24 protein-coding genes and 1 pseudogene are annotated in these 24,848 nt (G+C 71.1%); 14 read left to right on the top strand and 11 right to left on the bottom strand.

Annotated features, from left to right (window positions below):
• Nucleotides 1-70: 70 nt before the first annotated feature.
• The 3 genes from BU204_RS15255 to BU204_RS15265 all read right to left on the bottom strand — a co-directional run bounded on the left by BU204_RS15255 (nt 71) and on the right by BU204_RS15265 (nt 3,135).
• Nucleotides 71-1,660, bottom strand: coding sequence for a glycoside hydrolase family 13 protein (locus BU204_RS15255; RefSeq protein WP_075126340.1), 1,590 nt, complete (start codon nt 1,658-1,660; stop codon nt 71-73).
• A 69-nt stretch (nt 1,661-1,729) separates the two neighbouring features.
• Nucleotides 1,730-2,143, bottom strand: coding sequence for a globin (locus BU204_RS15260; RefSeq protein ID WP_075126341.1), 414 nt, complete (start codon nt 2,141-2,143; stop codon nt 1,730-1,732).
• Nucleotides 2,144-2,157: 14 nt separating this feature from the next.
• A complete protein-coding gene (locus BU204_RS15265) occupies nt 2,158-3,135 on the bottom strand; it encodes a mechanosensitive ion channel family protein (RefSeq protein WP_233160344.1) in 978 nt (325 codons plus the stop codon).
• A 140-nt stretch (nt 3,136-3,275) separates the two neighbouring features.
• Here BU204_RS15265 and BU204_RS15270 point away from each other — a divergent pair, with 140 nt between their 5' ends.
• Complete coding sequence (locus tag BU204_RS15270) at nt 3,276-3,914, top strand: HNH endonuclease (RefSeq protein WP_083661340.1); 639 nt, start codon at nt 3,276-3,278, stop codon at nt 3,912-3,914.
• Between the two features lie 8 nt (nt 3,915-3,922).
• Here the strand turns inward: BU204_RS15270 and BU204_RS15275 are convergent, their stop codons facing one another.
• Complete coding sequence (locus tag BU204_RS15275; RefSeq protein WP_198942883.1) at nt 3,923-4,180, bottom strand: hypothetical protein; 258 nt, start codon at nt 4,178-4,180, stop codon at nt 3,923-3,925.
• Nucleotides 4,181-4,481: 301 nt separating this feature from the next.
• Here BU204_RS15275 and ctaJ point away from each other — a divergent pair, with 301 nt between their 5' ends.
• Nucleotides 4,482-4,736, top strand: a complete 255-nt coding sequence (gene ctaJ / locus BU204_RS15280) for an aa3-type cytochrome oxidase subunit CtaJ (RefSeq protein ID WP_075126342.1) — start codon at nt 4,482-4,484, stop codon at nt 4,734-4,736.
• Nucleotides 4,723-5,262: a DUF5130 family protein gene (locus tag BU204_RS15285; protein ID WP_075126343.1), complete on the top strand. Its 540-nt coding sequence runs from the start codon at nt 4,723-4,725 to the stop codon at nt 5,260-5,262. The genes ctaJ and BU204_RS15285 overlap by 14 nt, the downstream gene beginning before the upstream one ends.
• A 222-nt stretch (nt 5,263-5,484) precedes the next feature.
• Here the strand turns inward: BU204_RS15285 and pepN are convergent, their stop codons facing one another.
• The gene (pepN, locus tag BU204_RS15290; protein WP_075126344.1) at nt 5,485-8,049 is read right to left on the bottom strand and encodes an aminopeptidase N; all 2,565 of its coding nucleotides are present in this window, start codon (nt 8,047-8,049) and stop codon (nt 5,485-5,487) included.
• 131 nt (nt 8,050-8,180) lie between these two features.
• Between pepN and BU204_RS15295 the strand changes: the two genes are divergently transcribed.
• Nucleotides 8,181-8,795, top strand: coding sequence for a mycothiol-dependent nitroreductase Rv2466c family protein (locus BU204_RS15295; protein WP_075126345.1), 615 nt, complete (start codon nt 8,181-8,183; stop codon nt 8,793-8,795).
• Nucleotides 8,796-8,859: 64 nt separating this feature from the next.
• Nucleotides 8,860-10,287 carry an aldehyde dehydrogenase family protein gene (locus BU204_RS15300; RefSeq protein ID WP_075126346.1) on the top strand — a complete coding sequence of 476 codons (1,428 nt, stop codon included), beginning with the start codon at nt 8,860-8,862 and terminating at the stop codon, nt 10,285-10,287.
• 10 nt (nt 10,288-10,297) lie between these two features.
• Here BU204_RS15300 and BU204_RS15305 read toward each other — a convergent pair whose 3' ends face one another.
• Together BU204_RS15305 and BU204_RS15310 are read right to left on the bottom strand one after the other, a co-directional pair.
• Nucleotides 10,298-11,104, bottom strand: coding sequence for an Fpg/Nei family DNA glycosylase (locus BU204_RS15305; RefSeq protein ID WP_075126347.1), 807 nt, complete (start codon nt 11,102-11,104; stop codon nt 10,298-10,300).
• Nucleotide 11,105: 1 nt separating this feature from the next.
• Nucleotides 11,106-11,576 carry a ribose-5-phosphate isomerase gene (locus tag BU204_RS15310; RefSeq protein WP_198942884.1) on the bottom strand — a complete coding sequence of 157 codons (471 nt, stop codon included), beginning with the start codon at nt 11,574-11,576 and terminating at the stop codon, nt 11,106-11,108.
• Nucleotides 11,577-11,613: 37 nt separating this feature from the next.
• Here BU204_RS15310 and BU204_RS15315 point away from each other — a divergent pair, with 37 nt between their 5' ends.
• Together BU204_RS15315 and BU204_RS15320 are read left to right on the top strand one after the other, a co-directional pair.
• On the top strand, nt 11,614-12,390 hold the full coding sequence (locus tag BU204_RS15315) for a 2-phosphosulfolactate phosphatase (RefSeq protein WP_075126349.1): 777 nt from the start codon (nt 11,614-11,616) through the stop codon (nt 12,388-12,390).
• Nucleotides 12,387-13,079 carry an MBL fold metallo-hydrolase gene (locus tag BU204_RS15320; protein ID WP_233160345.1) on the top strand — a complete coding sequence of 231 codons (693 nt, stop codon included), beginning with the start codon at nt 12,387-12,389 and terminating at the stop codon, nt 13,077-13,079. The genes BU204_RS15315 and BU204_RS15320 overlap by 4 nt, the downstream gene beginning before the upstream one ends.
• Nucleotides 13,080-13,202: 123 nt before the next feature.
• Here BU204_RS15320 and BU204_RS40750 read toward each other — a convergent pair whose 3' ends face one another.
• A complete protein-coding gene (locus BU204_RS40750) occupies nt 13,203-14,009 on the bottom strand; it encodes a hypothetical protein (RefSeq protein ID WP_075126350.1) in 807 nt (268 codons plus the stop codon).
• Nucleotides 14,010-14,175: 166 nt separating this feature from the next.
• Between BU204_RS40750 and BU204_RS15330 the strand changes: the two genes are divergently transcribed.
• A complete protein-coding gene (locus BU204_RS15330) occupies nt 14,176-14,700 on the top strand; it encodes a GNAT family N-acetyltransferase (protein WP_143229524.1) in 525 nt (174 codons plus the stop codon).
• On the opposite strand, the gene BU204_RS15335 is transcribed toward BU204_RS15330, so the two are convergent.
• Nucleotides 14,697-15,095 (bottom strand): acyl-CoA thioesterase, encoded by a 399-nt coding sequence (locus tag BU204_RS15335; RefSeq protein ID WP_075126351.1) that lies wholly within the window; start codon nt 15,093-15,095, stop codon nt 14,697-14,699. The two genes, BU204_RS15330 and BU204_RS15335, sit on opposite strands and share 4 nt — an antisense overlap.
• Complete coding sequence (locus tag BU204_RS15340) at nt 15,092-15,592, bottom strand: GNAT family N-acetyltransferase (RefSeq protein ID WP_075126352.1); 501 nt, start codon at nt 15,590-15,592, stop codon at nt 15,092-15,094. Before BU204_RS15340 ends, BU204_RS15335 begins: the two co-directional genes overlap by 4 nt.
• Nucleotides 15,593-15,698: 106 nt before the next feature.
• Between BU204_RS15340 and BU204_RS15345 the strand changes: the two genes are divergently transcribed.
• From BU204_RS15345 to BU204_RS15360, 4 genes are all read left to right on the top strand, one after another.
• A complete protein-coding gene (locus BU204_RS15345; RefSeq protein ID WP_075126353.1) occupies nt 15,699-16,205 on the top strand; it encodes a VanZ family protein in 507 nt (168 codons plus the stop codon).
• 402 nt (nt 16,206-16,607) lie between these two features.
• A complete protein-coding gene (locus tag BU204_RS15350) occupies nt 16,608-17,144 on the top strand; it encodes an RNA polymerase sigma factor (protein ID WP_075126354.1) in 537 nt (178 codons plus the stop codon).
• The gene (locus BU204_RS15355; protein WP_075126355.1) at nt 17,141-17,839 is read left to right on the top strand and encodes a hypothetical protein; all 699 of its coding nucleotides are present in this window, start codon (nt 17,141-17,143) and stop codon (nt 17,837-17,839) included. The genes BU204_RS15350 and BU204_RS15355 overlap by 4 nt, the downstream gene beginning before the upstream one ends.
• Before the next feature lie 41 nt (nt 17,840-17,880).
• Nucleotides 17,881-21,369 (top strand): S8 family peptidase, encoded by a 3,489-nt coding sequence (locus BU204_RS15360; RefSeq protein ID WP_143229525.1) that lies wholly within the window; start codon nt 17,881-17,883, stop codon nt 21,367-21,369.
• Between the two features lie 162 nt (nt 21,370-21,531).
• Here BU204_RS15360 and BU204_RS15365 read toward each other — a convergent pair.
• Nucleotides 21,532-22,799 (bottom strand): annotated as a pseudogene (locus BU204_RS15365) (Gfo/Idh/MocA family protein).
• Nucleotides 22,800-23,624: 825 nt separating this feature from the next.
• On the opposite strand from BU204_RS15365, the gene BU204_RS15370 reads away from it, so the two are divergent.
• Both BU204_RS15370 and BU204_RS15375 read left to right on the top strand, forming a co-directional pair.
• On the top strand, nt 23,625-23,825 hold the full coding sequence (locus BU204_RS15370; RefSeq protein ID WP_075126363.1) for a hypothetical protein: 201 nt from the start codon (nt 23,625-23,627) through the stop codon (nt 23,823-23,825).
• A gap of 9 nt (nt 23,826-23,834) precedes the next feature.
• Entirely contained in the window at nt 23,835-24,188 is a 354-nt protein-coding gene (locus BU204_RS15375; protein WP_075126357.1) for a hypothetical protein, read from the top strand.
• Nucleotides 24,189-24,848: the final 660 nt, after the last annotated feature.

The following is a 24,848-nucleotide window of genomic DNA, read 5'->3' on the forward strand; positions in this document are numbered from 1 at the left end:
AGCAGTGCCCTCTGAGCAGTGCCCTCTGAGCAGTGCCCTCTGAGCAGTGCCCTCTGAGCAGCGGCCCGGCTCAGACGAGCCAGGCGGCGGTGTCCGGCGGCAGGTAGCCGTCCTCCAGCGGGGCGCTGGACAGCAGGACCTCACCCGGCGGCAGCGGCACCGCACTCGCCGAGGTGTTCAACGCGCAGATGAGCCCGCCGCCCTTGCGCCGGTAGGCGAAGCAGCCCTCCGGGGCCCCGTACCACTCGAGCTTCTCCCCGGCGAAGGCCTCGTGGGTCTTGCGCAACTCCAGCGCCTGCCGGTACAGCGACAGCGTCGAGTCGGCGTCCTCCAGCTGGCGCTCCACGGTCAGCGCGGCCCACTCCGGCGGCATCGGCAGCCACGTCCGCTCGCCCGGCGAGAAGCCGAACGGCGGCGTGTCGCTCTCCCACGGCAACGGCACCCGGCACAGGTCCCGCCCCCGCTCGGTGTGCCCGGAGCGGGTCCACTTCGGATCCTGCAGCGCCCAGTCCGGCAGGTCCACGTTCGGCAGGCCGAGCTCCTCGCCGTTGTAGAGGAACACGACCCCGGGCAGCGCCAGCTCCACCAGCGCCATCGCCCGTGCCCGGCGGGTGCCCAGCTCCCCGCCGCCGTACCGGCTGACCTGGCGCCAGACGTCGTGGTTGGACAGCGTCCAGGTCGGCGCCACGCTGGCCAGCTCGGCGGCGGCCATCGACTCCTCGATCGCCCCGCGCACCTCGGCCGCGTCGAACTCGGCGAGCACCAGCCGGAAGTTGAAGCCCAGGTGCAGCTCGTCCGGGCGCAGGTACCGCGCCAGGCGCTCGGTGTCGGTCACCCAGACCTCGCCGACGGCCATCGCGTTCGGGTAGCCGTCCAGCACCTTGCGGATCATGCGGTGGATGTCGTGCACACCGTCGTCGTCGAAGCGGGGGTCGTAGTACTCCGAGGAGCCCCAGACCGCGGCCGACCGCGGGTCCATGTCGGGCAGGCCGGCGGGCTTGGCCATGCCGTGTGCCACGTCCACCCGGAATCCGTCCACACCGCGGTCGAGCCAGAACCGCAGCGTCCGGGCGAGGTCCTCGTGCACCTCGGCGTTCGCCCAGTTCAGGTCGGGCTGCCTGGGGTCGAACAGGTGCAGGTACCACTGCCCGTCCGGCACCCGCGTCCACGCCGGGCCGCCGAAGACGCTCAGCCAGTTGTTCGGCGGGTCCTCGCCCTGCCCGTCGCGGAAGATGTAGCGCTCGCGCTCCGGTCCGTACGGGGCGCCCGCCAGCGCCTCGACGAACCAGGGGTGCTGGTCGCTGGTGTGGTTGGGCACCACGTCGATGGTCACCCGCATGCCGTGCTGGTGTGCCTCTTCGACCAGCCGGTCGAACGCGTCGAGGTCGCCGAACAGCGGGTCGACGTCCCGCGGGTCGGCCACGTCGTAGCCGTGGTCTGCCATCGGTGAGCGGAAGAACGGCGTGAGCCATAGCGCGTCGACGCCGAGCAGCTCCAGGTAGCCCAGCCGGGCCCGGATCCCCTCCAGGTCGCCGACGCCGTCGCCGTCCGAGTCCGCGAACGAGCGCACGTAAACCTGGTAGAAGATCGCCCCCCGCCACCAGTCGCCGTCGGCGGTGGTGTCCGGGCCCTCCTGCCCGCTCTCTCCTGCTCTACGCACGATCGGTCATCCTGCCATCCGTCGCCGGGGCGAAGACAGGGCCAACATCCGGTGTCCGGGGATAGCCGGTCACGTCCAACTGTTCATCAGGCTGTTGGCGGCCATCTCCAGGTAGTTCCACAGCTGCCGGCGGTGGGCCTCGGACAGCCCGGCCTCGTCCACCGCCGTGCGCATGCAGCGCAGCCAGGCGTCGCGCTCGATCGGTCCGATCGAGAACGGGGCGTGCCGCATCCGCAGCCGGGGGTGTCCCCGCTGCTCGGAGTAGGTGTGCGGGCCGCCCCAGTACTGGCTCAGGAACAGCCGGAGCCGCTCCTCCGCCGGCCCGAGGTCCTCCTCCGGGTACAGCGGGCGGAGCACCTCGTCGCGTGCGACCTCCTCGTAGAACCGGGCGATGATGCGATGGAAGACGTCCGCACCGCCGACGGCCTCGTAGAAGTTCGCGGTCTGCTCGGCTCCAGTCTCCGGTGTCGCCACGCCGTCCATCCTCCCATTCCCGCTCACTGCTCGGGCGGGGGGAAGCCCATCGCCACCGGGCCGCGGATGCCCCCGTCCTCGAACGCCTCCATCACCTTGGCCCGCAGGGTGCGCTGCGCCGACCACTGCCGGCCGGGCCGGACCTTGACGGTGAGGCGCAGCATGATGCCCTCGGCGGCGCTCACCCGCTCCACGCCCAGCACCTCGGGCGGTTCGAGCACGTCCTCGGAGAGCGGCTCCTGCTCGGTGGCCGCGGTGGCGACCTCGCCGAGGATGTCGGTGGCCTGCCCCACGTCGGAGCCGTAGGCGATCGGCACGTCGACCACGGCGACCGCGAAGCCCTGGCTCTTGTTGCCCACCCGGAGGATCTCGCCGTTGCGGACGTACCAGACGGTCCCGTTGACATCGCGAAGGGTGGTGATCCGCAGGCCGACAGCCTCGACAGTGCCGCTGGCCTCCCCAACGTCGACGACGTCGCCGACGCCGTACTGGTCCTCCAACATCATGAACACCCCGGACAGGAAGTCCCGGACGAGGTTCTGCGCGCCGAACCCGATCGCCACGCCGAGGATGCCGGCCGAGGCCAGCACCGGCGCCAGGTTCACGCCGAGCTCGGCGAGCACCATCATGAACGCGAGCCCGTAGACGATCACCGACGTGATCGACTTGAACACCGAGCCGATGGTCCGCGCCCGCTGCGCTCGCCGCTCGCTCAACAGCTGGCCGAGTGCCTGGGGCGCCCGCTCCCGCAGCGGCCGCAGCAGTGCCGGGATCTTGCCCCCGTTGTTGTCCCGGGTCAGGCGATCGATCAGACGGTGGACGAGCAGCCGCAGGACGAACGCGACAACCAGGATCAGCAGGATCGTGATCGGGGTGGCGAGCAGCCAGTCCGCCGAAGTGGCCAGCCACTGGTTGTTGGTGACCTCGAGAACGGTCCGGCACCAGCTGTCGCTCGGTTCACAGGGCGGCGGCTGTAGCGCGATGGGGTCGGGAACGCTCACCGGAGGGACGATAGTGGCGCCCCCGAGGGCGGCGTTCACCAGATCTTTGTGAGGTGAAGCCGGACACGTTATGACCCACACGTGCGTAACGGGGGTGATCTGTGGTCTGCTATGGCTGCCGCACTGGTGGAGGTGGTCGCGTGCCCGACCGACATCCGACCCCGATCGGCGCAGCCCGAGGGCTGGCGCCGCGGACCACGACGCGTCCGAATTCCGCAGCGTCGGATATCGGTGCCCCAGACCAGACCCACGGCCCGCCCACCTGGGGGCGACGACGGGTGCTGCTGCTCAACACCACGTTCGAGCCATTGACCGCGCTCCCCCTGCGGCGCGCGGTCGTTCTGCTTGTGTGCGGCAAGGCCGAGGTGGTGCACGGCGACTCGAGCGGCCTGGTGCTGCACTCCGCGAGCGACGCCGTCGAGGTGCCCTCGGTCATCCGGCTGAGCACCTACGTCCGCGTGCCGTACCGCGCGCGGGTGCCGCTCACCAGGGCCGGGCTCATGCACCGGGACAGGTACCGGTGTGCCTACTGCGGTGCCCGGGCGGAGACGATCGACCACGTCATCCCGCGCAGCCGCGGCGGTGAGCACACCTGGCAGAACTGCGTCGCTTGCTGCGTGAAGTGCAACCACCGCAAGGCCGACAAGCTGCTGTCGGAGCTGGGGTGGCGGCTGCGTGTGGTGCCGAGAGCGCCCCGCGGGGTGCACTGGCGGCTGTTGGCCGGCGTCGTGGACGCCGACCCGCAGTGGCTGCCCTACCTCGGGGAACCCGCCGCCTGAGACTCGGGCTACGCCGTGACCCGGGTGCCGCGGGTGACCCGCGTACCGGCCGTGACCCGCGTGCCTCGGGTGACCCTGGTGCCGCGCGTCACCCGGGTGCCGGCGGTGACCCGCGTCCCCCTGGTGACCCTGGTGCCGCGGGTGACCCGGGTCCCCGCGGTGACGCGGGTCCCTCGAGTGACCCTGGTGCCGCAGGCGTCAACGAGTTCGGATTCAACCGAACGAGTGAAGATCGTCTCGGGAGCGCTGGGGGCGTACGTGGTCATGGCGGGAACTCCTCGGTGTTCAACGCGTGGAGAGTGCGGATGAGGGGGCGCGCAAGGGGCCGTACAGGTGAAAAGTAGGAGCTGTGACTGTAACGGACAAGCCCTGGGCGGTGACGATGCCGGCTCGATCGGGACATGCGGCCGTTCGCCGCGCTCGCCTGGGCCGAACGCCGGGGGCGGGACCCGTGTCGGATGGCCCAGCGCCGCTACCGGGAGGGCTAGCAGTGGTCACCGCACGTGAGCGACGCCACCGCGCTTGCCCGTTGCCCGCTCGTCAGCGCTGGTCGGTACGCTGTCGCGCGTGAACGTCGTGCAGACCATCCTCGTCTATGCGGTGATCCCGCTGGCCATCTACGGCCTGGTCGCCCTCCTGACACTGCGCGGCAAGTTCGCGCGCAACAACCCGAGGTACCGACCGGGGCAGCCCTGGGAGTACCCGCCCGTGTGGTGGACCGCGAACCCGGCAGGGGTCGGCGACCGCGCGTCCGCGGCGCCCACCGGCGCCGGCAAGGGTTCGAAGCGCACGGCCAAGGGAGGCGCTCGTGGCAGCTGGTGAGGTGGTGCGGAGCTCGGGCACCCCGGGTGAGGTCCTCGACGAGGACGTCGAGCACGGGTACGGCGCGGTCGTCACGGCCAGCGGCCGGATCTCGGTGGCGCGCGAGTACTCGCCGACGGTGTCGGAGATCCCGTTCAACTCCGTGCAGCTGGCCCGCCTGGACGAGGCGCTGACGCTCTCGGCCCGCGCGACCGGGCTCGGCTTCAGCATCTATCTGGGCGACCTCGGCGAGGACCCCCGGGCGACCGCCGAGGAGCTCCACTCGGCCGCCGGCGACGACCCCGCGGCCGCCGTGCTGCTCGCGGTCTCCGCGGGGCAGCGCCGGGTCGAGATCGTCACCGGCGCCGAGTCGACCCGTCGGCTTCCCGATCGCGCCTGCAACCTGGCCGTGATGAGCATGGTCGCCTCGTTCAAGGAGGGCGACCTCGTCGGTGGCCTGGTGAGCGGTCTGCGCATGCTCAGCGACCAGGCCGGCTCCTCGCCGGCCCGCACCGCCGAGGAGCGCCGCGGCCGGCCTGTCCGCTAGCGGTAGCCGCCGTGCGGCCGGTCTGTCCGGCAGCGGTAGCCGCCCCGCTACCGGCCTGTCCGGCAGCGGTAGCCGCCGTGCGGCCGGTCCGTCCGGTGAGGCAGGCGGCCCGCGGCCGGCCTGTCCGGTAGCGGTAGCCGCCGTGCTACCGGCCTGTCCGGTGAGGCAGGCGGCCCGCGGCCGGCCTGTCCGTAGCGAACAGACCAGCCGCGCGAGCCGGCCTCAGCCCCGGTCGAACTCCCGCGCCCGCAACGAGCGCACCACGCCCGCCCGGCCCTCCGAGACCAACCGGCGCAGGGCCGGCGGGTGGGTCTCGTCGGCGAGCCAGGCATCGGCGGCCGCGACCGTCTCCTGGGTGACCTCCCACGACGGGAACAGTCCGGTCGCGGTCGGCTGGGCGCGTTCGCTGGACCGCCGCTGCCACACGTCGGCGACGTCGGCGAAGTACCGCGACACGTACGGCGTCAGCAGTTCCTTTTGAGCCGGGTGGGAGAAGCCGGCGATGATCGCCTCGTTGATCGCGTTCGGCAGCTCGTCGTCGTGCACGGCGCGGCGCCAGGCCTCGGCCTTGCCCTCCTCGGTCGGCCGCAGCGCACGGGCCCGCTCGGCCTGCCGGTTGCCGGTGGCCGTCGAGTCCGCGGTCAGCGCCTCGTCGATCTCCCGCTCGGTGGCCGCGCCGTGGGCGACCAGCGCGTGCAGCAGCCGCCACCGCAGGTCCGTGTCCACGGTCAGACCAGGCAGCGGCGCCGAGCCGTCCAGCCAGCCGCGCAGCGTCGCCTGCTGGTCCTCGGCGAGCACCGAACCGGTCAGCGCGTTCACCAGCGCCAGCTGGTGGTCCGAGCCGGGCTCGACGCTGGAGGCCAGCTCCAGCAGGCGGTCGGTGAAGGTCCGCCAGCCCTGGGGCGCCCAGGACGGGTCGGCGTAGGCGCCGATGGCGGTCTGCGCCTGCAGCAGCAGCCGCTGCACGACGCCGACCTCGGTCTCGGCGGGCAGCCCCCGGCACACCAGCGTGACGAAGTCCCGCGCCCGCAGCTCCGCCTCGCGGGTCATCTCCCAGGCCGCGGACCAGCACAGCGTCCGGGGCAGGGGCTCGGTGATGTCGCCGATCCGCTCGACCAGCGTGGCCAGCGAGTCCGGGTCGAGGACCATTGTGCAGTAGCTCAGGTCGTCGTCGTTGACCAGCACCAGCCGGCCACGGGACACGCCGGTCAGCTCCGGCACCTCGGTGCGCTCGCCGTCGACGTCGATCTCCGCGCGGTGCGTGCGCACGAGCTTGCCGTCCACGTCGTCGTAGACGCCGACCGCGACCCGGTGGGTGCGCAGCTCGCCGGCGCCGGGCTTGGCCCCGCCCTGCTCGATGGCGAACGAGGTGAAGGCGCCCGTGTCGTCCAGCTCGAACCGCGGTCGCAGCGCGTTGAGACCGGTCGTCTCCAGCCACTGCGCGCTCCACCAGGACAGGTCCCGCCCGGAGGCCTCCTCCAGCGCCGACAGCAGGTCCGCGAGCGTCGCGTTGCTCCAGGCGTGCTTGGCGAAGTACACCCGCAGGCCGGCCAGGAAGTTGTCCTCGCCCACGTAGGCGACCAGCTGCTTGAGCACGCTGGCGCCCTTGGCGTAGGTGATCCCGTCGAAGTTGACCTCGACCGCCTGCAGGTCGGGGATGTCGGCGGCGACCGGGTGGGTGGAGGGCAGCTGGTCCTGTCGGTAGGCCCAGGACTTCTCGATGTTGGCGAAGCTGGTCCAGGCGTGCTCGTACTCGGTCGCACCGGCCTGGGCGAGCACGCTGGCGAAGGTGGCGAACGACTCGTTGAGCCACAGGTCGTCCCACCAGCGCATGGTCACCAGATCGCCGAACCACATGTGCGCCATCTCGTGCAGCACGGTCTCGCAGCGCCGCTCGTAGGCGTACCGGGTGACCCGGCTGCGGAAGACGTAGTCCTCGAGGAAGGTCACGCAGCCGGCGTTCTCCATCGCCCCGGCGTTGAACTCCGGCACGAAGCACTGGTCGTACTTGCCGAACGGGTAGGGGACGCGGAAGCTGCGGTGGTAGAAGTCGAAGCCCTGCTTGGTCTCGGTGAACAGCCGCTCGGCGTCCATGTGCTCGGCGAGCGAGGCCCGGCAGTACAACCCCAGCGGGATCGTCGCGTGCTCGTCGCGGTACTCGTCGCGCCACTCGGCGTACGGGCCGGCGACCAGGGCCACCACGTAGGTGGACATCCGCTTGGTGGTCTCGAACACGTGCCGCACCGCGCCGTCGGTGCCAAACGGCTCGACGGACTCGGCCGGGGCGCAGGAGATCACCTTCCACGACTCGGGCGCGATGACCGTCAGCCGGTAGGTGGCCTTGAGGTCCGGCTGGTCGAAGCAGGTGAACATGCGCTTCGCGTCGGCCGTCTCGAACTGGGTGTACAGGTACACGCCCTTGTCCACCGGGTCGACGAACCGGTGCAGGCCCTCGCCGGTGTTCATGTACCGGCAGGTGGCGCGCACGGTGAGGGTGTTCGTCTCGGCGAGCCCGGGCAGGGCCAGGCCGACGTCCTCGCGGTAGCCGGAGACGTCCAGCGCGATCCCGTTGAGCTCCGCGGCGGCCACCGACTCGGCGACCAGGTCCACCCAGGAGTCCGCCCCCGCCTCGCGGCTGGCGAAGGTGACGGTGGTGGTCGAGGAGAACGTGCCCTCGCCCGGCTGGCCGTGACCGTCGGTCAGGTCCAGCTCGATGTCATACGAGCGCACGTCCAGCAGCGCCGCGCGCCGTTGTGCGTCGTCTCGGGTCAGGTTGGGCGGAGCCACAGGTCACCTCAAGCCGGGTTGGTACTGACAATCGCGTTCGTTCGCATCCAAGCACTCCCGCGGCGCCTGTCGCCCGCCAGACGGGTGAGATTGCGGGAAGAAACTTCGCGGTGCCCGAGGTTATGGCCGATATGACCTCAGCCAGCAAGACCAAGGTGGACTTCTACTTCGATCCGCTGTGCCCCTTCGCCTGGATCTCCTCGCGGTGGATCCTCGAGGTGGAGAAGCAGCGCGACATCGACCTCCGCTTCCGGGTGATGAGCCTCTCGGTGCTCAACGAGGGCCGCGACCTGCCCGAGGAATACCGGAAGATGCTGGACAACGGGTGGGGACCGGTCCGGGTCGCCATCGCCGCGGCCGCCGCCCACGGCGAGGAGGTGCTGCGCGACCTCTACACGGCGATGGGCACCCGCATCCACAACCAGGGCAACAACGACCTGGACGTGGTGATCAAGGAGGCGTTGGCCGAGGTGGGCCTGCCCGCGCAGCTGGCCGAGGCCGCCCACACCGGCGACCACGACGAGGCACTGCGCAAGAGCCACCACGAGGGCATGGACCCGGTCGGCATGGACGTCGGCACGCCCACCATCCACATCGACGGCGTCGCGTTCTTCGGACCGGTGCTCTCGTCGATCCCGCGCGGGGAGGATGCGCTGAAGGTGTTCGACGGCGCGGCCGCGCTGGCGAGCTACCCCGACTTCTTCGAGCTGAAGCGCACCCGGACCGGGGATCTCTCCTTCGACTGACCTCCGTAGATGTGACAGGCTGGAGGCCGACAAGGCTCCCAGTGTCACAGTCGATGGAGGACCCATGGCCGCCCCGACCCAGGCTCGTACCGCGCACTACATCGGCGGCGCCTTCGCCGACACCGAGGGCGCGGAGCGGATCGACGTGGTGAACCCGGCGACGGAGGAGGTCATCGCGTCGGTGCCGGCCGGTACCGCGGCCGACGCCGACGCCGCCGTGCGGGCCGCGGCGGCCGCGTTCCCGGACTGGGCGGCCACACCCCTGGCCGACCGGGTCGCGGCCGTCCGCCGCATCAACGACGGCCTGCGCGCCCGAGCCGACGAGCTGGCGGCGACGATCACCGCGGAGGTCGGCACCCCGATCACGTTCGCCAGCAAGGTTCAGGTCACCAACCCGGTCGGGATCAGCGCGGGGGTGCTGGAGGAGATCGAGGCCGGCGCGCTCGACCCGGTCACGGTCGGCAACTCGACGGTCGTGCGCGAGCCGGTCGGTGTCGTCGCCGCGATCACCCCGTGGAACTTCCCGCTCCAGCAGATGGTGGCCAAGGTGACCCCGGCACTGGCGGCCGGGTGCACCGTGGTGCTCAAGCCCAGCGAGGTCGCGCCGCTGACCGCGGGCCTGCTCGCGTCGATCGTCGACGAGGCGGGGCTGCCGGCCGGGGTGTTCAACCTGGTGCACGGCACCGGTCCGGTGGTCGGGGAGGCGCTGGCCGCGCACCCGCTGGTGGACATGGTCTCGTTCACCGGCTCCACCCGCGCCGGCCGGCGGGTGGCCGCCGTGGGCGCGGAGACGGTGAAGCGGGTGGCGCTCGAGCTGGGCGGCAAGTCGGCCTCGGTGGTGCTCGACGACGCCGACCTGGTGCGCGCGGTGAAGATCACGGTTGCCAACTGCTTCATGAACAACGGCCAGGCCTGCAGTGCCCTGACCCGCCTGCTGGTCCCTGCCGACCGCCACGACGAGGCGGTGCAGGCGGCTGTGGCGGCGGCGTCGAAGTACCAGCCGGGCGACCCGACCCAGGAAAGCACCCGGATCGGTCCGTCGGTGTCGGCGGCGCAGCGCGACCGGGTGGTGGACTTCATCCGAAAGGGTGTCGAGGAAGGCGCCACGCTCGCGCACGGTGGGCCCGAGCCGGTGGAGGGGCCCGGCTATTTCGTCCGGCCGACGGTTTTCGCCGGCGTCCGCGAGGACATGACGATCGCGCAGGAGGAGATCTTCGGTCCGGTGCTGTGCGTGCTGCCCTACGCCGACGAGGCCGACGCGGTGCGGATCGCCAACGGGACCCAGTACGGCCTCGCGGCCGGCGTGTTCGGGGGCGACGTGGACCGCGCGTTCGCGATAGCCGGCCGGCTGCGTGCCGGGCAGGTCGACGTGAACGGCGGGATGTTCAACACGAGGGCTCCGTTCGGCGGCTTCAAGCAGTCCGGCAACGGCCGGGAGTTCGGCCGCTACGGGCTCGAGGAGTTCACCGAGCTCAAGTCCATCCAGCGCTGAGGGGCCGGGATCAGGCCTGGCAGGTCGGGCACCAGTAGAGGTTGCGCCCGGCCAGCTCGGCCGTCGCGACCGGCGTTCCGCACACCAGGCAGGGCTGCCCGGTGCGCCGGTACACGTACACCTCGCCGCCGTGCCTGTCCTGGCGCGGCGCGCGGCCCATCGTCCGGGGCAGGTGCTCGTCGCGGACGGTGTCGATCCGCCCGCGGCGGACACCGGTGCGCATGAGCGCGACCAGGTCGGTCCACATGGCCAGCCACAGTGCCCGGTCCAGCTCCCGGCCCGGCGTCATCGGGTCGAGGTTGTGCCGGAACAGCACCTCGGCGCGGTAGACGTTGCCCACGCCCGCGAGCACGCGCTGGTCCATCAGCAGCTGGGCCACGCTCTGTCGCGAGCGGGACAGGCGTTGCCACGCGCGGTCGGGGTCGGCGTCGCGGCGCAGCGGGTCCGGGCCGAGCTCGGCGAGCAGGGCGGACCGCTCGGCTGCGTTCACCAGCCGGCACCGGTTGGGCCCGTTGAGGTCGGCGACGTGGGTCTCGCCCACCATCCGCATCCGTACGGCACCGCGCGGGGGCGCCTCCGGGCGGGGCTGTTCGTTGAAGACCCCGATCAAACCGAGGTGGACGTGCACGATGGCGTCCGGGGCGTAGACGTGGAACAGGTGCTTGCCGTAGGCCTCGGCCCGCTTGAGCACCCGACCGTCCACCACGGACGCCTCGGGCGCGAACCGCCCCTGCGGGCTGGAGACCGCCACCGGGCGGCCCCCGAACAGCTTCTGGTGACGCCGCGCCAGTCGGTGCAGCGTGTGGCCCTCGGGCACGTCAGCTCGGCAACGCCGGCGGCTCGCCGGTGCGCTCGTAGTCCGACAGCATCCGGATGCGTCGGGCGTGCCGCTCGTCGCCGGAGAACGGGGTGTCGAGGAAGGCGGTGACGATCTCCGCCGCCTCGGCGGGGCTGTGCATCCGGGCGCCGATGCCGACCACCTGGGCGTCGTTGTGCTGGCGGGCCAGCGTGGCGGTCTGGACGTCGTAGCCGAGCGCCGCGCGGCACCCGGTGACCTTGTTGGCGGCGATCTGCTCGCCGTTGCCGGAGCCGCCGATCACCACCCCCAGGCTGCCGGGGTCGGCCACCACGCGGCGGGCGGCCTCGATGCAGAACGGGGGGTAGTCGTCGTCGGCGTCGTAGGTGGCGGGGCCGACGTCGACCACGTCGTGGCCGGCGGCCTTGAGGTGGTCGACGAGATGCGTCTTCAGCTCGAAGCCCGCGTGGTCAGATCCCAGGTAAACACGCACGGCCTGGCATTCTGCCAGTTCTGGCAGGATCGGCCCGGTGACGGTCTACAACCAGGGCGGGTACGACCTGCGCCTCGAGTGGGGTCTGGACGGCGTCAGCGCGCTGGGCGGGGAGTGTGCCGTGCTGGTCGTCGTGGACGTCCTCGTGTTCACCACCTCGGTGGACATCGCCCTCGGCCGGGGCGGGCGGGTGCTCCCGCTGCGCTGGCACGACGAGCGCGCGGCCCGCGCCGCCGAGGAGGCCGGTGCCACGCTCACCCCCACCGGGCTGGTCGGCATGAACAGCGCGCGCCTCGGTGCGGACAGTCGACCAGGCTGGACGCTGCGCCCGTCCTCGCTCCTCTCGCTGCCGCCGGGCGCCTTCCTCGGCATCACCTCGCTCAACGGCGCGACCCTCTGCGCCGCCGCGGCGGAGACCGGCGCGACGGTGCTCGCCGGGTGCCTGCGCAACGCCTCCGCGGTGGCCGCGGCCGCCGCGGAGTTGGCGGGCGGGCGACCGGTCGGCATCGTGCCGGCGGGGGAGCGGTGGCGGGACACAGAGGACAAGAGGCTGCGCCCGGCGATCGAGGAATGGCTCGGTGCCGGCGCGATCGCCGCCGCGACGCGGGCCGACGACCCCTCGCCCGAGGCGGCGCTCGCCGCGCTGACCTTCCGCGCGGCGCGCGACGAGGTGCCGGCGCTGGTGGCGGGTTCGGTGTCGGGCCGCGAACTCATCGAGGCGGGGCTGCCGGGCGATGTCACGCTGGCGACCCAGGTGGACGTGAGCACGGTCGTCCCGCTGCTGACCGGCGGGGTGCTGGCGGACGCGGCGTGACCGTGCGCTGGACGGAGGTCGCTCCTGGTGTCCTGGCGCGCCGCCACGAACGGCTGGATCAGACACTGGGTCTGGTCGTGGGGCAGGAGAGCTGTCTGGTCGTCGACACCGGGACCGACGAAGTGCACGGGGCCGAGTGGGCGGCGGCCGTGCGAGCCGTGACCCCGCTCCCGTGGACGGTGGTGATCACCCATGCCCACTTCGACCACTTCTGCGGGACCGCCGCGTTCACGCCGTGTCCGGTGTGGGCGCACTCGGGGTGTCGTCCGGCCATGCTCGACCCGGACCATCGCCACGACTGGGTGACCCGCTACGAGCGCGAGGGGGAGGCGGAGCTGGCGCGCCGCTTGGCCGCGGCCCGGGTGGTACTGCCGACCGAGGTGTTCGCCGACCGGGCGACGCTGGACCTGGGCGGCCGCGTCGTCGAGCTGATCCATCCGGGCCGAGCGCACACCGACCACGACGTGCTCGTGCACGTCCCGGACGCCGCCGTGGCGTTCGCCGGGGACCTGGTCGAGCAGGGCGCCCCGCCGTCGGTCGGTCCGGACGCGGATCCCGGGCAGTGGCCGGCTGCGCTGGACGTGCTGCTTGCCCTGTCGCCGGAGGTCGTCGTGCCTGGTCACGGCGATCCGGTGGACGCGGAGTTCGTCCGTGCTCAGCGAGCGGAGCTGGCCCGGGCGAGCGGGTGAGCCCGGCGCGGAGGACCCAGCGCGCTCACCGCTCCTCCGCCCGACGGCGTACCGCTCCCCGCGCCTGGCCCTCCTCGACCGGAGGCTCGCCAGCCCTCCGTTCTCACCGCGTCCCGGCGCGGCTCAGAAGCCGAAGTCGCCGCCGCCGAAGTCTCCCCCACCGCCGAAGTCTCCGCCGCCGCCGTAGTCGCCCCCGCCGTAGTCGCCGCCCCCGTCGCCCATGTCCCCGCCGCCGCCGTCGCCGCCGTCGCCCGCGTCACCGGACTCCATGGCCTCCTGCTGGCCGGCGTCGTAGCCCTGCTCCCAGGCGGCCGCGTCCGGGATGCCGTACATGCCGGAGAACATCGCACTGAACAGCAGCATCGAGCCGAAGCCCCACGCGCCGGCGACCAGAGCGGGCTTCCACCAGGGCTCGCTGTACCAACCCTGGGGGACCGGCCGCCCGGCGACGCGTCCGCCTGGGTAGTAGTGCGGCGTGTGGCTCCCCGGCTGGGGCGAGGCCTGGTACTCGTGGCCCTCCACGGAGACCCGACGGTCCTCGGTGACCTTGCCCGCGCGCTCCTGGTCGGGGTCGGCCGGCAGCTCCGGGCCGGGGTCGATGCCCATGGCCGTGCGCGCGGCACGGACGTAGTAGAGCCCTTCCATCGCGGTCTTGGTGACGAGGCGGGACTGTTCGGCGGTGTTGGCCTGCTCCATCTGGGAGCCGGCCGCGGTGTACCGCTCGGCGGCGTCCGCGAGCGCCTGACTGGAGGCCTCGTTGGTGCCGGTGAGGTTCATCACCTGGCCGCCGAGCCGCTCCACCCAGCGCCGGGCCTCCGCCTTCGCGTCCTCGAGGCGCTGCTGCCGGGCGTTGGCCTGGTTCCGCGCGAACGACAACCCCACCCCGACGACGACGAGTAACAACACGACGACCACGATCAGGGTGACCATTGGGTGCTCCCCTCCCACGTGCCGGTGTCCTGACCGGCTCGAACAGTCAACGGGCGCGGAGAGTCGAGAGTTCCGGCGCATCCTTGGCCGCCGGGTAGCCGGCGAGGAAGCGGGCAAACCCACCATGTCGCTCATCGTGTGGTGACGTTCCGTTAAGCTGTCACTCGTGCGAGTGAACGTCCCGCTGCTGGTACGCGAGGTCACGACCGTCGACGCGGAGGCGGTCGGCGAGATGCACGCGGAGGCGTGGCGCGCCGCCCACCGGGACCTGTTCGAGGGCCGGTGGCTGGACCTCCTCGTGGACCGCCAGCGCCGGACGTGGACGTCGACGGTCAGCGCCGGCCGCTGGGGGCGGGACACGGTGCTCTTGGCGGAGCGGGACCGCAAGGTGGGCGCGTTCGTCCACTTCGGCCCGCACGGCGCGGGACTCCGGGAGGGGGAGATCTTCGAGCTGTCCGTGCACCCGACGGTGGGCGGCCGCGGCGTCGCCCCGATGCTGGTGGACGCGGCCAGGGAGTCGCTGGCCGAGGCCGGTTTCCGCCACCTGCGGGTGTGGACGCTGGGTGGGACCAACCACGTGCGCCGTTGCTACGAGGCGCTCGGCTTCGAGGAGACCGGCCGGCGGCGCGAGCACGACTACGGCGACCGTCGGCCTGTCCTGCAGCTCGAGTACCGGCGTCGCACGACCTAAGCGGACAGTGCCGCCCGGACGTCGTCCGGCATCGGTGTCTTGGCCAGCGTGCTCGCGTCGACGAACACGTGCCGGACCTCCCCGTCGGCGACGAGTTGGTCGTCCACCTGGAACACCGGCCGCACCACCATGCTGGTGTTGCCCAGGTGGGTGACGTCCATGGTGATGTCGAGCAGCTCGTCGAACCTGGCCCCGCGCACGAAGCGAATCCGCGCCTCGGCGACGACCAGGTCGACCCCCTGGTCGATCATCTCCTGGTAGCCCCCGACCCGCTCCCGCCACAACTCCGTCAGCGCGACGTCGTAGAAGTAGAGGTACTGCCCGTTGAAGACGACGCCCTGCTGGTCGCACTCGCTGTAGCGAACCCGTAACCGATGGGTGAAAGCCGTACTCACTCGCTCCCCGTCCTTGTCGGTTCTCGCCCTGGTGTTCCCACGTTCAGCAGGTACCCCAGCATCCGGTACCGCCCGACCCGCGGATCGTCCGGTCGGCAGCCGCCGTCAGCCTCCCACCCGTGCCGCTCGTAGAAGGCGCGGGCCCGCTCGTTGAACTCCCACACCCAGAGCCGAGCCACCGAGGTTCCGTCCCGCCACACGTCCAGCGCGGACGAGTGCAGGTTGCTGCCGACCCCCACGCGGTGCCGCTCCGGATCGACGTGGAGCTGGTAGAGCTCACTGTCCACCGACGGGTCCGGATCCGGGAAGTAGGGGGTGCCGACCACCACGAACCCGACGAGCTCGTCGCCGAGCTCGGCGCACCGAACGGTCCGCGCCGGCGAGAGAATCATGCGCTCGTAGTCGGCGACATGGCGCCGGTTCTGCGCCGCCAACTCGTGGTCGTCGAGATAGCCCTGGTAATAGCTGGTGCGCGCGCGAACGTGCACACGCAGCACGGCCGCGGCATCATCCAGGACAGCAGGCCGAACAGTCACCTCGTTCACGACCAACTGGACGTGTGGACCCGGGCGTGAGTTGGCCGCTCGTAGGATCGGCGGTCCGATGATCACGAACTTCCTGCTGGACAACTCGGCACTCGTCCCGGTGGTGTTGGTCCTGGCAGTCGTCCTGTGTGTCGGTGTGGGGTGTGTGGTTCTCCGTTCGCGCAGGTTCGCGGTGCGCGTCCTGTGGGTGCTCGTGGCGCTGTCCGTGCTGCCGGTCCTCGCCCTGACCCTGGTGCCGACCCGGTCTCGGGTCGAGAGCGTGGCCTGCGTGATCCAGTTCTCGGCGCCCACCGTGGGCAGCGTGGAGTTGTTGGCGAACGTGGCCTTGTTCGTCCCGCCGGTGTACTTCGGCGCGCTGAGCACCCGCCGACCGCTGCCGACGCTGGTGGTCGCCGCGGTGTTCTCCGCCGCCATCGAGACTGTGCAGGCACTGATCCCCGCCATTGGCCGGGCCTGCGACACCAACGACTGGGCTATGAACACCGCCGGGGCGGTCGTCGCCGCCATTCTGGCCGCCGCCACGATGGCGGTCACCGCGCGGGCGACCTCCCGCTCAGAACCGTGAGCGAGCTTTGACGCTCTCACCGCGGCCGACACGAAACAGCTGCCCGGATCGTCCGCGAACCGCAGCTCGCTCTCCCGACAGCGGCCAGCCGATGGCGTCGCTGCCGACCGCCGGCAGGAGCACGCGGGGGGCACGAAACCCCGGGTACCGCGCCACCCCGCGTGCGGTCAGTGCCAGGCCGCTGAACTGCGGCGACGCCCCCGACACTAACTGCTCCAACCACTGTCGCCGGTGACGTTCCCTCGATCGGATGGCCGGCTCGTGTCCCGCCGTTGCCCCTCGCGCCCGTAGCACCGCTCGCTTCACCGACGACATCCGCCACTCGTGCGGCAGACCCCTGGTCGCTCCTGCAACCCATCGTCCGCCGGGTCCGTAAGTAATCGCGGTGCGAAGGGAGTGCGCGTGCGGAAGGCTGACGAGGACCGGTTCCGTGAGTTCGCCCGGAGCCACGCGATGGCCATGCGCCGCAGCGCGTTCCTGCTCTGCGGCGACTGGTATCTGGCCGAGGACCTGGTGCAGACCACGTTGATCAAGCTGCACCGGGCGTGGCCTCGGGTGGTGGGGACCGACCGGCCGGTCCAGTACGCACGCAGGACCCTGCTCCGCTGCTGGCTGGACGAGCAGCGCCGTCCGTGGCGCCGTGCCGAGCGACGGGACGGACTGGTGCCCGACGGTGCCGACGCCGTGGCCGACCCGGCACTGGCCCAGCAGCGACAGGATCTGCGCGGCCAGTTGTTCGAGGCGTTGTCCGCGATACCGCCGAGGCAGCGAGCGGTGATCGTCCTGCGCTACTTCGAGTCGCTCACCGTCGGAGAGGCGGCGGAGGCGCTCGGGTGCTCCGAAGGAACTGTCAAGAGCCAGACCGCACGCGGTCTGGCCGCGATGAAGGCCGTCTGGAACGAGGTGGCCGAAACGGCGTCGAGGAGTGGGTTCTCATGATCGAGGAGCGGATCGCGGAGCGGATGCGGGAGGCGGTGAGCGACGAGCCGCCGCTCGGCTTCGATCCGGACGAGCTGGTGACCGAGGCGGCCCAGCGGGGCAGGCGCCGGCGCGCGGTCGCCCTGACGGCGGGCGGCGTGACGTTGGTCGTGGCGGCGGTGTTCGCCTCGATCGGCACTCCCGGCGCAGGTCAGATGCCGGTGGGAGCCAGTCCGCCCGCCGTGGAGTCCTTCCTGGGGTCGGACACCGTGACCGAGAACCTCGAGCGGGTCATTCCCACTGTGCTGGCCGACCGAATGCCGGGGCTGGTGTTCGACGAGCCGCGTGCCGGGCTCGTGGTCCTCCGGGGGCGGCGCGGGGTCGTCGGTACGTACCGGCTGGCCGGTACGCCGAACGTGGAAGTGACGGTCCACATCGACCACGGCGAGGACGAGCTCGACCTCGCCGGCGACCCGGCGATCGGTCGCCGGGACGACCTGGTCAGCGACACCCCGCAGCCGGACGGCTCACACCTGCGGGTGTACCGCTTCGCGGAGGGCGCCAGTGCGCTGGGCGTGACCGTGGTGCACCTGCGGGCCGACGGCGTGGTCGTCCTGGTCGACTGCACGGCGACGCTCGAGCCGGGGCAGAACGGGCTCCCCGTGAGCCAGGACCTGTTGACCGCCGTCGCCACCGACGTGCGCCTGAGGTTCTGACCGGACGAAAGGTCCGGATCCATCCACGAAAGGACGCTTACGTGCGTATACGCGTGTCAGCCTGCGTGCTGACCTTGCTGGCCGGCTCGGTCTTCGCGGCCTCGCCGCCAGCGGCGGCGGCGCCGCCGCCCCCCACGGCCGATCCTGTCGGCAGGCAGGTCACGTTGATCACCGGGGACGTCGTCACCGCGGACCTCGCCATCACTCCGGCGTCGCGCGAACACTCCGTGCGGTACGCGACGATGACCCGCAACGGCGACCAGTACGTGATCCCGGGCGACGCCGAGCCGTTGGTGGCCAGCGGACAGCTCGACCTCGAGCTGTTCAACATCACTGGTCTGCTGCGGCAGAACTACGACGACGCACACACCGACGCGACGCCGTTGCTCGTCGAGAAGACGGCGGGTCTGCGGGCCGAGCGCAAGCTCGATCCGCTCGGCCTGGCGTCGGTGCGGGCGCCGAAGAAAACCCAGTCCTGGCGGCAGCTGACCGAGACCGGCGGCAAGATCTGGCTCAATGCCAAGCTCTCCGCGTCCCTGGACGTCAGCGTGCCGCAGATCGGTGCACCGGCGGCGTGGCAGGCCGGGCTCACCGGCGAGGGTGTCACGGTCGCCGTGCTGGACTCCGGGGTCGACGCCGAGCACCCGGACCTGGCCGGGAAGGTCGCGGTGGCGAAGAACTTCTCGGACAGCCCGGACACCGATGACCAGCACGGCCACGGCACGCACGTGGCGTCGACCGTGGCCAGCGTTGACAGCACGTACCGTGGTGTCGCGCCGGGTGCGAAGCTCGCGATCGGCAAGGTGCTCGGCGACAACGGTTCCGGTCAGTTGGACGACATCATCGCCGGGATGCGCTGGGCGGCAGCTGATCAGCGGGCCAAGGTGGTCAACATGAGCCTCGGCGGAAACTTCGCGAGCGACGGCACCGACCCGGTCTCCCAGGCCGTGAACGAGCTCTCCGCCACCTACGGCACCCTGTTCGTCGTCTCGGCCGGCAACGCCAGCACCGACGGCAGGATGAGCGGTCCCGCCGTGGCGGACGCGGCGCTGACGGTCGCCAGCACGACCAAGTCCGACGCGGTCTCGGAGTTCTCCACCCGGGGTCCACGGCCGGTGGATGCCGCGATGAAGCCGGAGATCGCGGCGCCCGGCAGCGACATCGTCGCCGCGGAGGCACACGGGACCCACGTGAGTCATTCCGGCACGTCGATGGCGTCCCCGCACGTGGCAGGCGCCGCCGCCATCCTCGCCGAGCAGCACCCGGACTGGACCGGCGAACAGCTCAAGTCCGCGCTGGTGTCCACGGCTGCCGACATCGACGCCGGCGAGTACGAGGTCGGCGCCGGCCGAGTCGACATCGCGAACGCCATCTCCTCGACCCTGCGGGTGTCGCCCTCGGTCGTGAGCGCCAACCTGAAATGGCCGAACATCGAACCCCAGCAGAACGTGGTCACTTACCAGAACACCGGTACCGACGCGAGCACGCTGTCCCTCGAGCTGGATCTCGCGGGAGCGCCGGCCGGCCTGGCCACGCTGTCGACGAACGAGCTGACCATCGCGCCGGGGGAGAGTGCGTCGGTGACGATCACGACGACCCCGCGGTCCGGACAGCCCGGCCAGTACGCCGGTGTGCTCACCGCGACCGCGGCGGACGGCCGGTCCACCAGGACACCGGTGTCCGTTCAGGACGAGGGTGAGACCTACGACCTCGACATCTCGGTGCTCGACCGGAACGGGAAGCCGACGACGGACTACCTCCTCGATGTGGTGGAACAGGACACCGTCGAGAGGAGGTGGCCGACCTCAGGTGGCACGGTTCGACTTCCCCGGGGCAGGTACTCGGTCTGGGTGGCATTCACCGGCGATTCCGGTGAGGAGGTCGTGCTGGCCCAGCCGTTGGTGGAGCTGACACAGGACACCGCGATCGAGTTCGACGCGCGGCAGGCGCGGCGGGTGTCGATCGCCGTGGACCGGCCGGACGTGCGGTCCGGGCTGTGGGAGACCCTTCTGGTCGTGGAGAAGCCCGGTGGCGTCGACAGGGCCGGCACTATTTACCTAGGGGAGCCGAGGTTCACCCAAAGGTACGTCTACTCGCCGCCCGGCGTGACGTCCCCGGCATTCCATTACCACGACACCTATCGGCTGGAGGAACCGGCCGTGGAGATGTTCACCGAGGCCACGCCGCGCGCCGAAATCGGGTTGAACTGGGGATCCAGCCGACCCTCGTACGGCACCCGCCGGGAGCAGGTCGTGGACGGCGGGCGCGGCACCCCCGAGGACTTGTCCGGTGTGGACACGACAGAAAAGATGGTCCTCATTCGCGTGGGCAAGGAGGACGACATCGACCAGCGGATCGCCAACGTGGCCGCCTCCGGGGCTGCCTCGGCGGCGATCGTCGATGCGTCGCCCGGCACGGGCCGCGGGCGCGGAGGCTTTCCGGTGCTCGTCGTCCACCCCGCCTTCGTCGACCGGTTCCAGGCAGTGGCCGATAACGGAGGGGAGGTGACCTGGACCTCCCGGGAACCCGAGAGGGAACGCTACGAGCTGGCCTTCCCCAGTGACGGCGCCATCCCGACCGACGTCACCCGCACCGTGCGTACCGAGGACCTCGCGACCGTGCGGACCCGCTACTACGGGCAGGCGGAGAACACGATTCTGCAGGTGCGGGCGTCCTACGTCGGCACTGGCGAGCCGGTCGGACTGGGGGGCACCACCCCGGTCACCCCTGGGCGAGAACGGGTGGAGCATTTCACGCCCGGCACCTGGAATCTCAGCGTCCACAACGATCACGACGGGCGCGGGACACGGATCACGATGACGGCGGGAAGTGAGACACAGCTGTCGTGGGAGCGCGCGGCGTTCAGCCCGGGTTTCAACGGAAGGACGTACAACCCGCTGGTCGGTAACAGCCCGTGGGCCTTCCGGCGCGAGGACATGATGGACATCACCGTGCCGTTCTTCACCGACGCCGACGGCCATGCCTCGGCGCCGGAGCTGGAAGAGACGAGCTCTGGGTCGACCGCGCTCTACCAGGACGGCAAGCTGCTCGGTTCGCAGCAACTGGCCGGCCGCGGAACGTTCTGGGTAGGCCAGCGCACGCACCAATACCGACTCGTGGCCGACGTGACCAGAGACCAGCCGTGGTGGCCGTTGGCCACGAAGGTCAGCGGGGAGTGGACCTTCCGGTCCGGTTTCCAGCAGGGGCCGTTCAACCGCCCACTGCCGCTGCTGTCGGTTCGCGCCGAACCGCCGGTCGACATCACGAACCGAGCGCCGTCCGGCCAGGTGGCCATCCCGCTCACCGTCAGCAGGCAGGACGGCCGGGCGACGATCAGCACGGTCGCTCTGGAGTACTCCACGGACGACGGTGAGACCTGGCGGCAGGCGCCGGTGACCCGCGCAGGCGACCGCTGGCAGGCCCAGGTCGACAACCCGACGGACGGCTTCGTGTCGTTGCGTTACCGGGCGACCGACACCGACGCCAACACGGTCGCGGCGACCGTCGTCCGGGCGTACGAGATCGGCTGAGGTCGAGCACTGTTGTGAAGGCCGGGCCACGCCGCGGGCAGGTAGCGGCGTGGCCCGGCCTGTCGCCGCTGGTCTCCGGGGACGTTTCTTGGTGGCGTCGCAGCGGCACACCGTGTGGCGACCCCCTCGTTCTCGTTCCGTTCTGCGTCGAGGAAGTGGTAGCTAGGCCGGCTTCTCCGAGTCGGTGCCAGGATGCGGGCTCTGCCAGCGGCCGCGGGTGAAGTCCGGAAAGGACACCGAGGCGCCCCGCCCGGCGACCGACAGCACGCTCAGCGGCAGCGGGGCGCTCCGCGCGGCGGCGTCGTACACGTCGATGTCCGGCGGCAGACCGAGGCGCAGGCACTGCACCAGGCGCCAGAGCATGATGTGGTCCATGCCGCCGTGCCCGCCGGGCCCGACGTCGGTCCACAGCGGTCGTGGGCGGCGTAGTCGTCGAACGAGCCCCACCGGTGGCCGCTCATGCCGGGTTCGAGGAAGACCCGCGCCGTTCGTGTCGGCCAGGTGGTTGCGCCGGGTGTACGGGTGCGGGTTGGACACGACGTGGGCGAGATGGATCACCCGGCCTTTCGCCGTCTGCAGCAGGCGTATCGTCACGTCGCCCTTGACGTAGCGCTCGGCGAAGGTGGGGTCGCCAGGAGGGCGGTACTCGGCGAGCCCGAGCGCGGGTGTGCTCATCGCCGTCATCCGGAGGAACCTGTCGCCCCGGTGCAGGTCCAGGTACGCGGCGACCGGCCCGAGGCCGTGGGTGGGGTAGAGGTCGCCGTTGCAGCGGGTGTGGAAGCGGCGGCGCCACTGGTTCTTGTAGAAGGTCGGGGAGAAGTGCTGCCCGACGTGTGCAATGCGCAGCACGCGCATCTCGTTGCGGTCGTAGCAGCAGTTCTCCAGCTGGAGGCAGTGTCGGCGCGTGCGCTCGGAGGTGTCGACGAGGTCCCAGAGGGCGGTGAGGGTGAGCCCGATCGGACACTCGACGCTGACGTGCTCGCCACCCGCCCATCGCCGCCAGCGCCATCGCGGCGTGCCACTCCCAGGGGGGTCGCGACGTAGACGAAGTCGACATCGTCGCGGACGCAGAGGTTCCGGTAGTCCTCGTAGCCGGCGGTGTACACGGCCGGCGACGCCTGCCCGGCGTCGGTGACCAGGCGCGCCGCGCGCCAGGCGAGGTCGGCGCGGACGTCGCGCAGGGCGGTCACCCGCGCGCCGGGGACGGCGAGCAGCAGCGGCAGCATGCTCCCGCCGCGGTTGCCGAGACCGATGATCCCGAAGCGGGGGCGGCGGGTGGCCCGGAACGGAACGCCGATCATCGACCGGTTGGCCGCCGCCGGCGGCGCTACCGCTGCGTCGCTCCCGCTCACCCCTACCGCCCCGAGCCCGACGCCCGTCACCGCCGCACGGCGCATCATCGTCCGGCGGGACATCGGTTGGTCGCTCATTGGCACGCACCCCCGGTCTCATCCAGCCCTGCCGCACGGGACGACGCGTTGGCAGCGCCTGATCGAGCAGTGCCGGCATCAGCCAGAATGACCGAGCGCTGCGGCGCGCGCCGCTGTCGTGACCCGATCGGGTACTTGATCCGGCCGGTGTCGTGCTCTCGGTGACCCCGGTCGGCATGGCCCTGCCGTCAGCGTGGCCTCGCGGACTGGCGATGTGCGGGCACTGGGCTGTTTGCCGAGGAGATGGTTCGGAAGGCCGAGAAGGAGGCACGGCGGAGCGGAGGGCAAGCGGAGAAGCAGGACCCGAACCCTGAGCTGGCGGAATGTCCCCGCGGTCGGAGCAACAGGCTGCTGACCTGCGGGGGAAGACTGGAGCGGGTGACGGGAATCGAACCCGCATGACCAGCTTGGAAGATCAGCCGCCGATCCGTGGCTCGACCGGCCAACGCCCTGACCTGCGGTTTCTCCGGCCCATTGCCCCGTGACGGACGCCGTTTGACCGCTGTTGGCCGGGAGAAGGGGCACGCGGGGGGCACGAAACCCCGGGTACCGGGCCACCCCGCGTGTGGCCATCGCAGGCCGCTGAACTGCGGCGACCTCTCCCGAGCCTAGCCGGTCTCTCGGCCGGTGGCCTTCCCTCGATCGGCTGGACGGCCCCTACACCCCGCCGTTCCCTCGCCCCTGCCGATCCGTAGCACCGGGAGGTCGGTGTCAAGAGTGGAGCGAAGCTCCATCGCGCCAGCGACGCGCAGCGCTCTTGATGCCGGCGTCCCGGTGTTAGACGATCACCGGGCGATGAGGGGCCGGCTTGCTAGCGTGGACTCCGTGAGCGCCGAGCGCGACGAGCTGATGCGCCTGGTCCAGGACATGTCCGAGGACCAGGTACGGCGGGTGCTGGCTGAACTCCGTCCTTCCGTCCGTCCAGCCGGTGAGCGCCCGTGGCCCCCGCTCTTCTTCGCCATCGCTCCCGGCGACGGAGTGAGCATCGCTTCCGAGGCGGACGAGCTGCCCCGCGGCCGTCGCTAGGAAGCGGTTGTGACTGCCTACGCCTTCAAGGTCCCGAACCCGTTCGGTGTCTGCGCCGTGGGGCAGGTTGCCGTCGTCGCATCCAGCCGCAAAGAGGCCGTCCAGCGGATCAAGGCCGAGGGGCTCAAGGTGGGCCGTGGCGAGCTGGGATCGCCGCTCAAGCTGACCGACACCGACCTCGCCACCATCGAACAGGACCCTCGCACCATCTGGATTCGAGGCGTGGGCCTGTACGTCAACAACACGTCCATCGACGACGACCCGTGGCGGCCGGTGGCCCAGTTCCGGGGACCTGTACGCGTAGCGCGAAGTAACCCGTTCGGGGGATGCCCTGGCTCCGTGCGACACGAAGCCGCTCGATGAAGCGATGCCACGGGCTATGGGAGCGATCATGCGCGCCGCCGGTGGTGGCGCTGCCCCACGTCTGCCCTGGGCCGCGCCGCGCTGGCCGGCCGGCGTGAGCGGAGCGGAAGCCGGCCGTGCCGCGATGGATGCGGTCCACGTTGCCAGCGTGACGGGCCGAGCGCGCCGCCACCGGCGGCGCGCCTTGATCCCATACAGCTGAGTTCGGCAACGAGTTAATAACGCTACGTGAGCTTGATCATGCGACAGGAAGTGACGTCATGCGCTTGACCTGCGGATACTCGTTCGGAAGGGGGTGTACAATCGAAAGAGCGAATAGGACGAACGTCACTTGCACTCGGCGTCGTGCCATGTCATGCTGGAACCCTAGTTCCCCACCGTCCTCCGGGACTGGTGGGGCTTTTTTATTTGGAGAGTATCCGTGAACGACTTGCGGGCTGTGCTAGTCGTGGATTATCAGAACGTACACCTGACGGGTCATGGTCTTTTCGCTGTCAGCAGGTATGAGCCGCTTCATAAGGCGCTGGTAGACCCCTTAAGTTTTGCGCATCAGGTGATTCAGCGTAGGAACGCTCTGCAGCGCCAGGATATGGCGCGTGCAGTACTGAAGCAAGTGCTAGTGTCGTGAGTCGTTAATTCGTTCGCAGTATGCGGCGAGGG

This window comes from Actinophytocola xanthii (genome assembly GCF_001921205.1).
In the GTDB taxonomy this organism is placed as follows: Bacteria; Actinomycetota; Actinomycetes; order Mycobacteriales; family Pseudonocardiaceae; genus Actinophytocola; species Actinophytocola xanthii.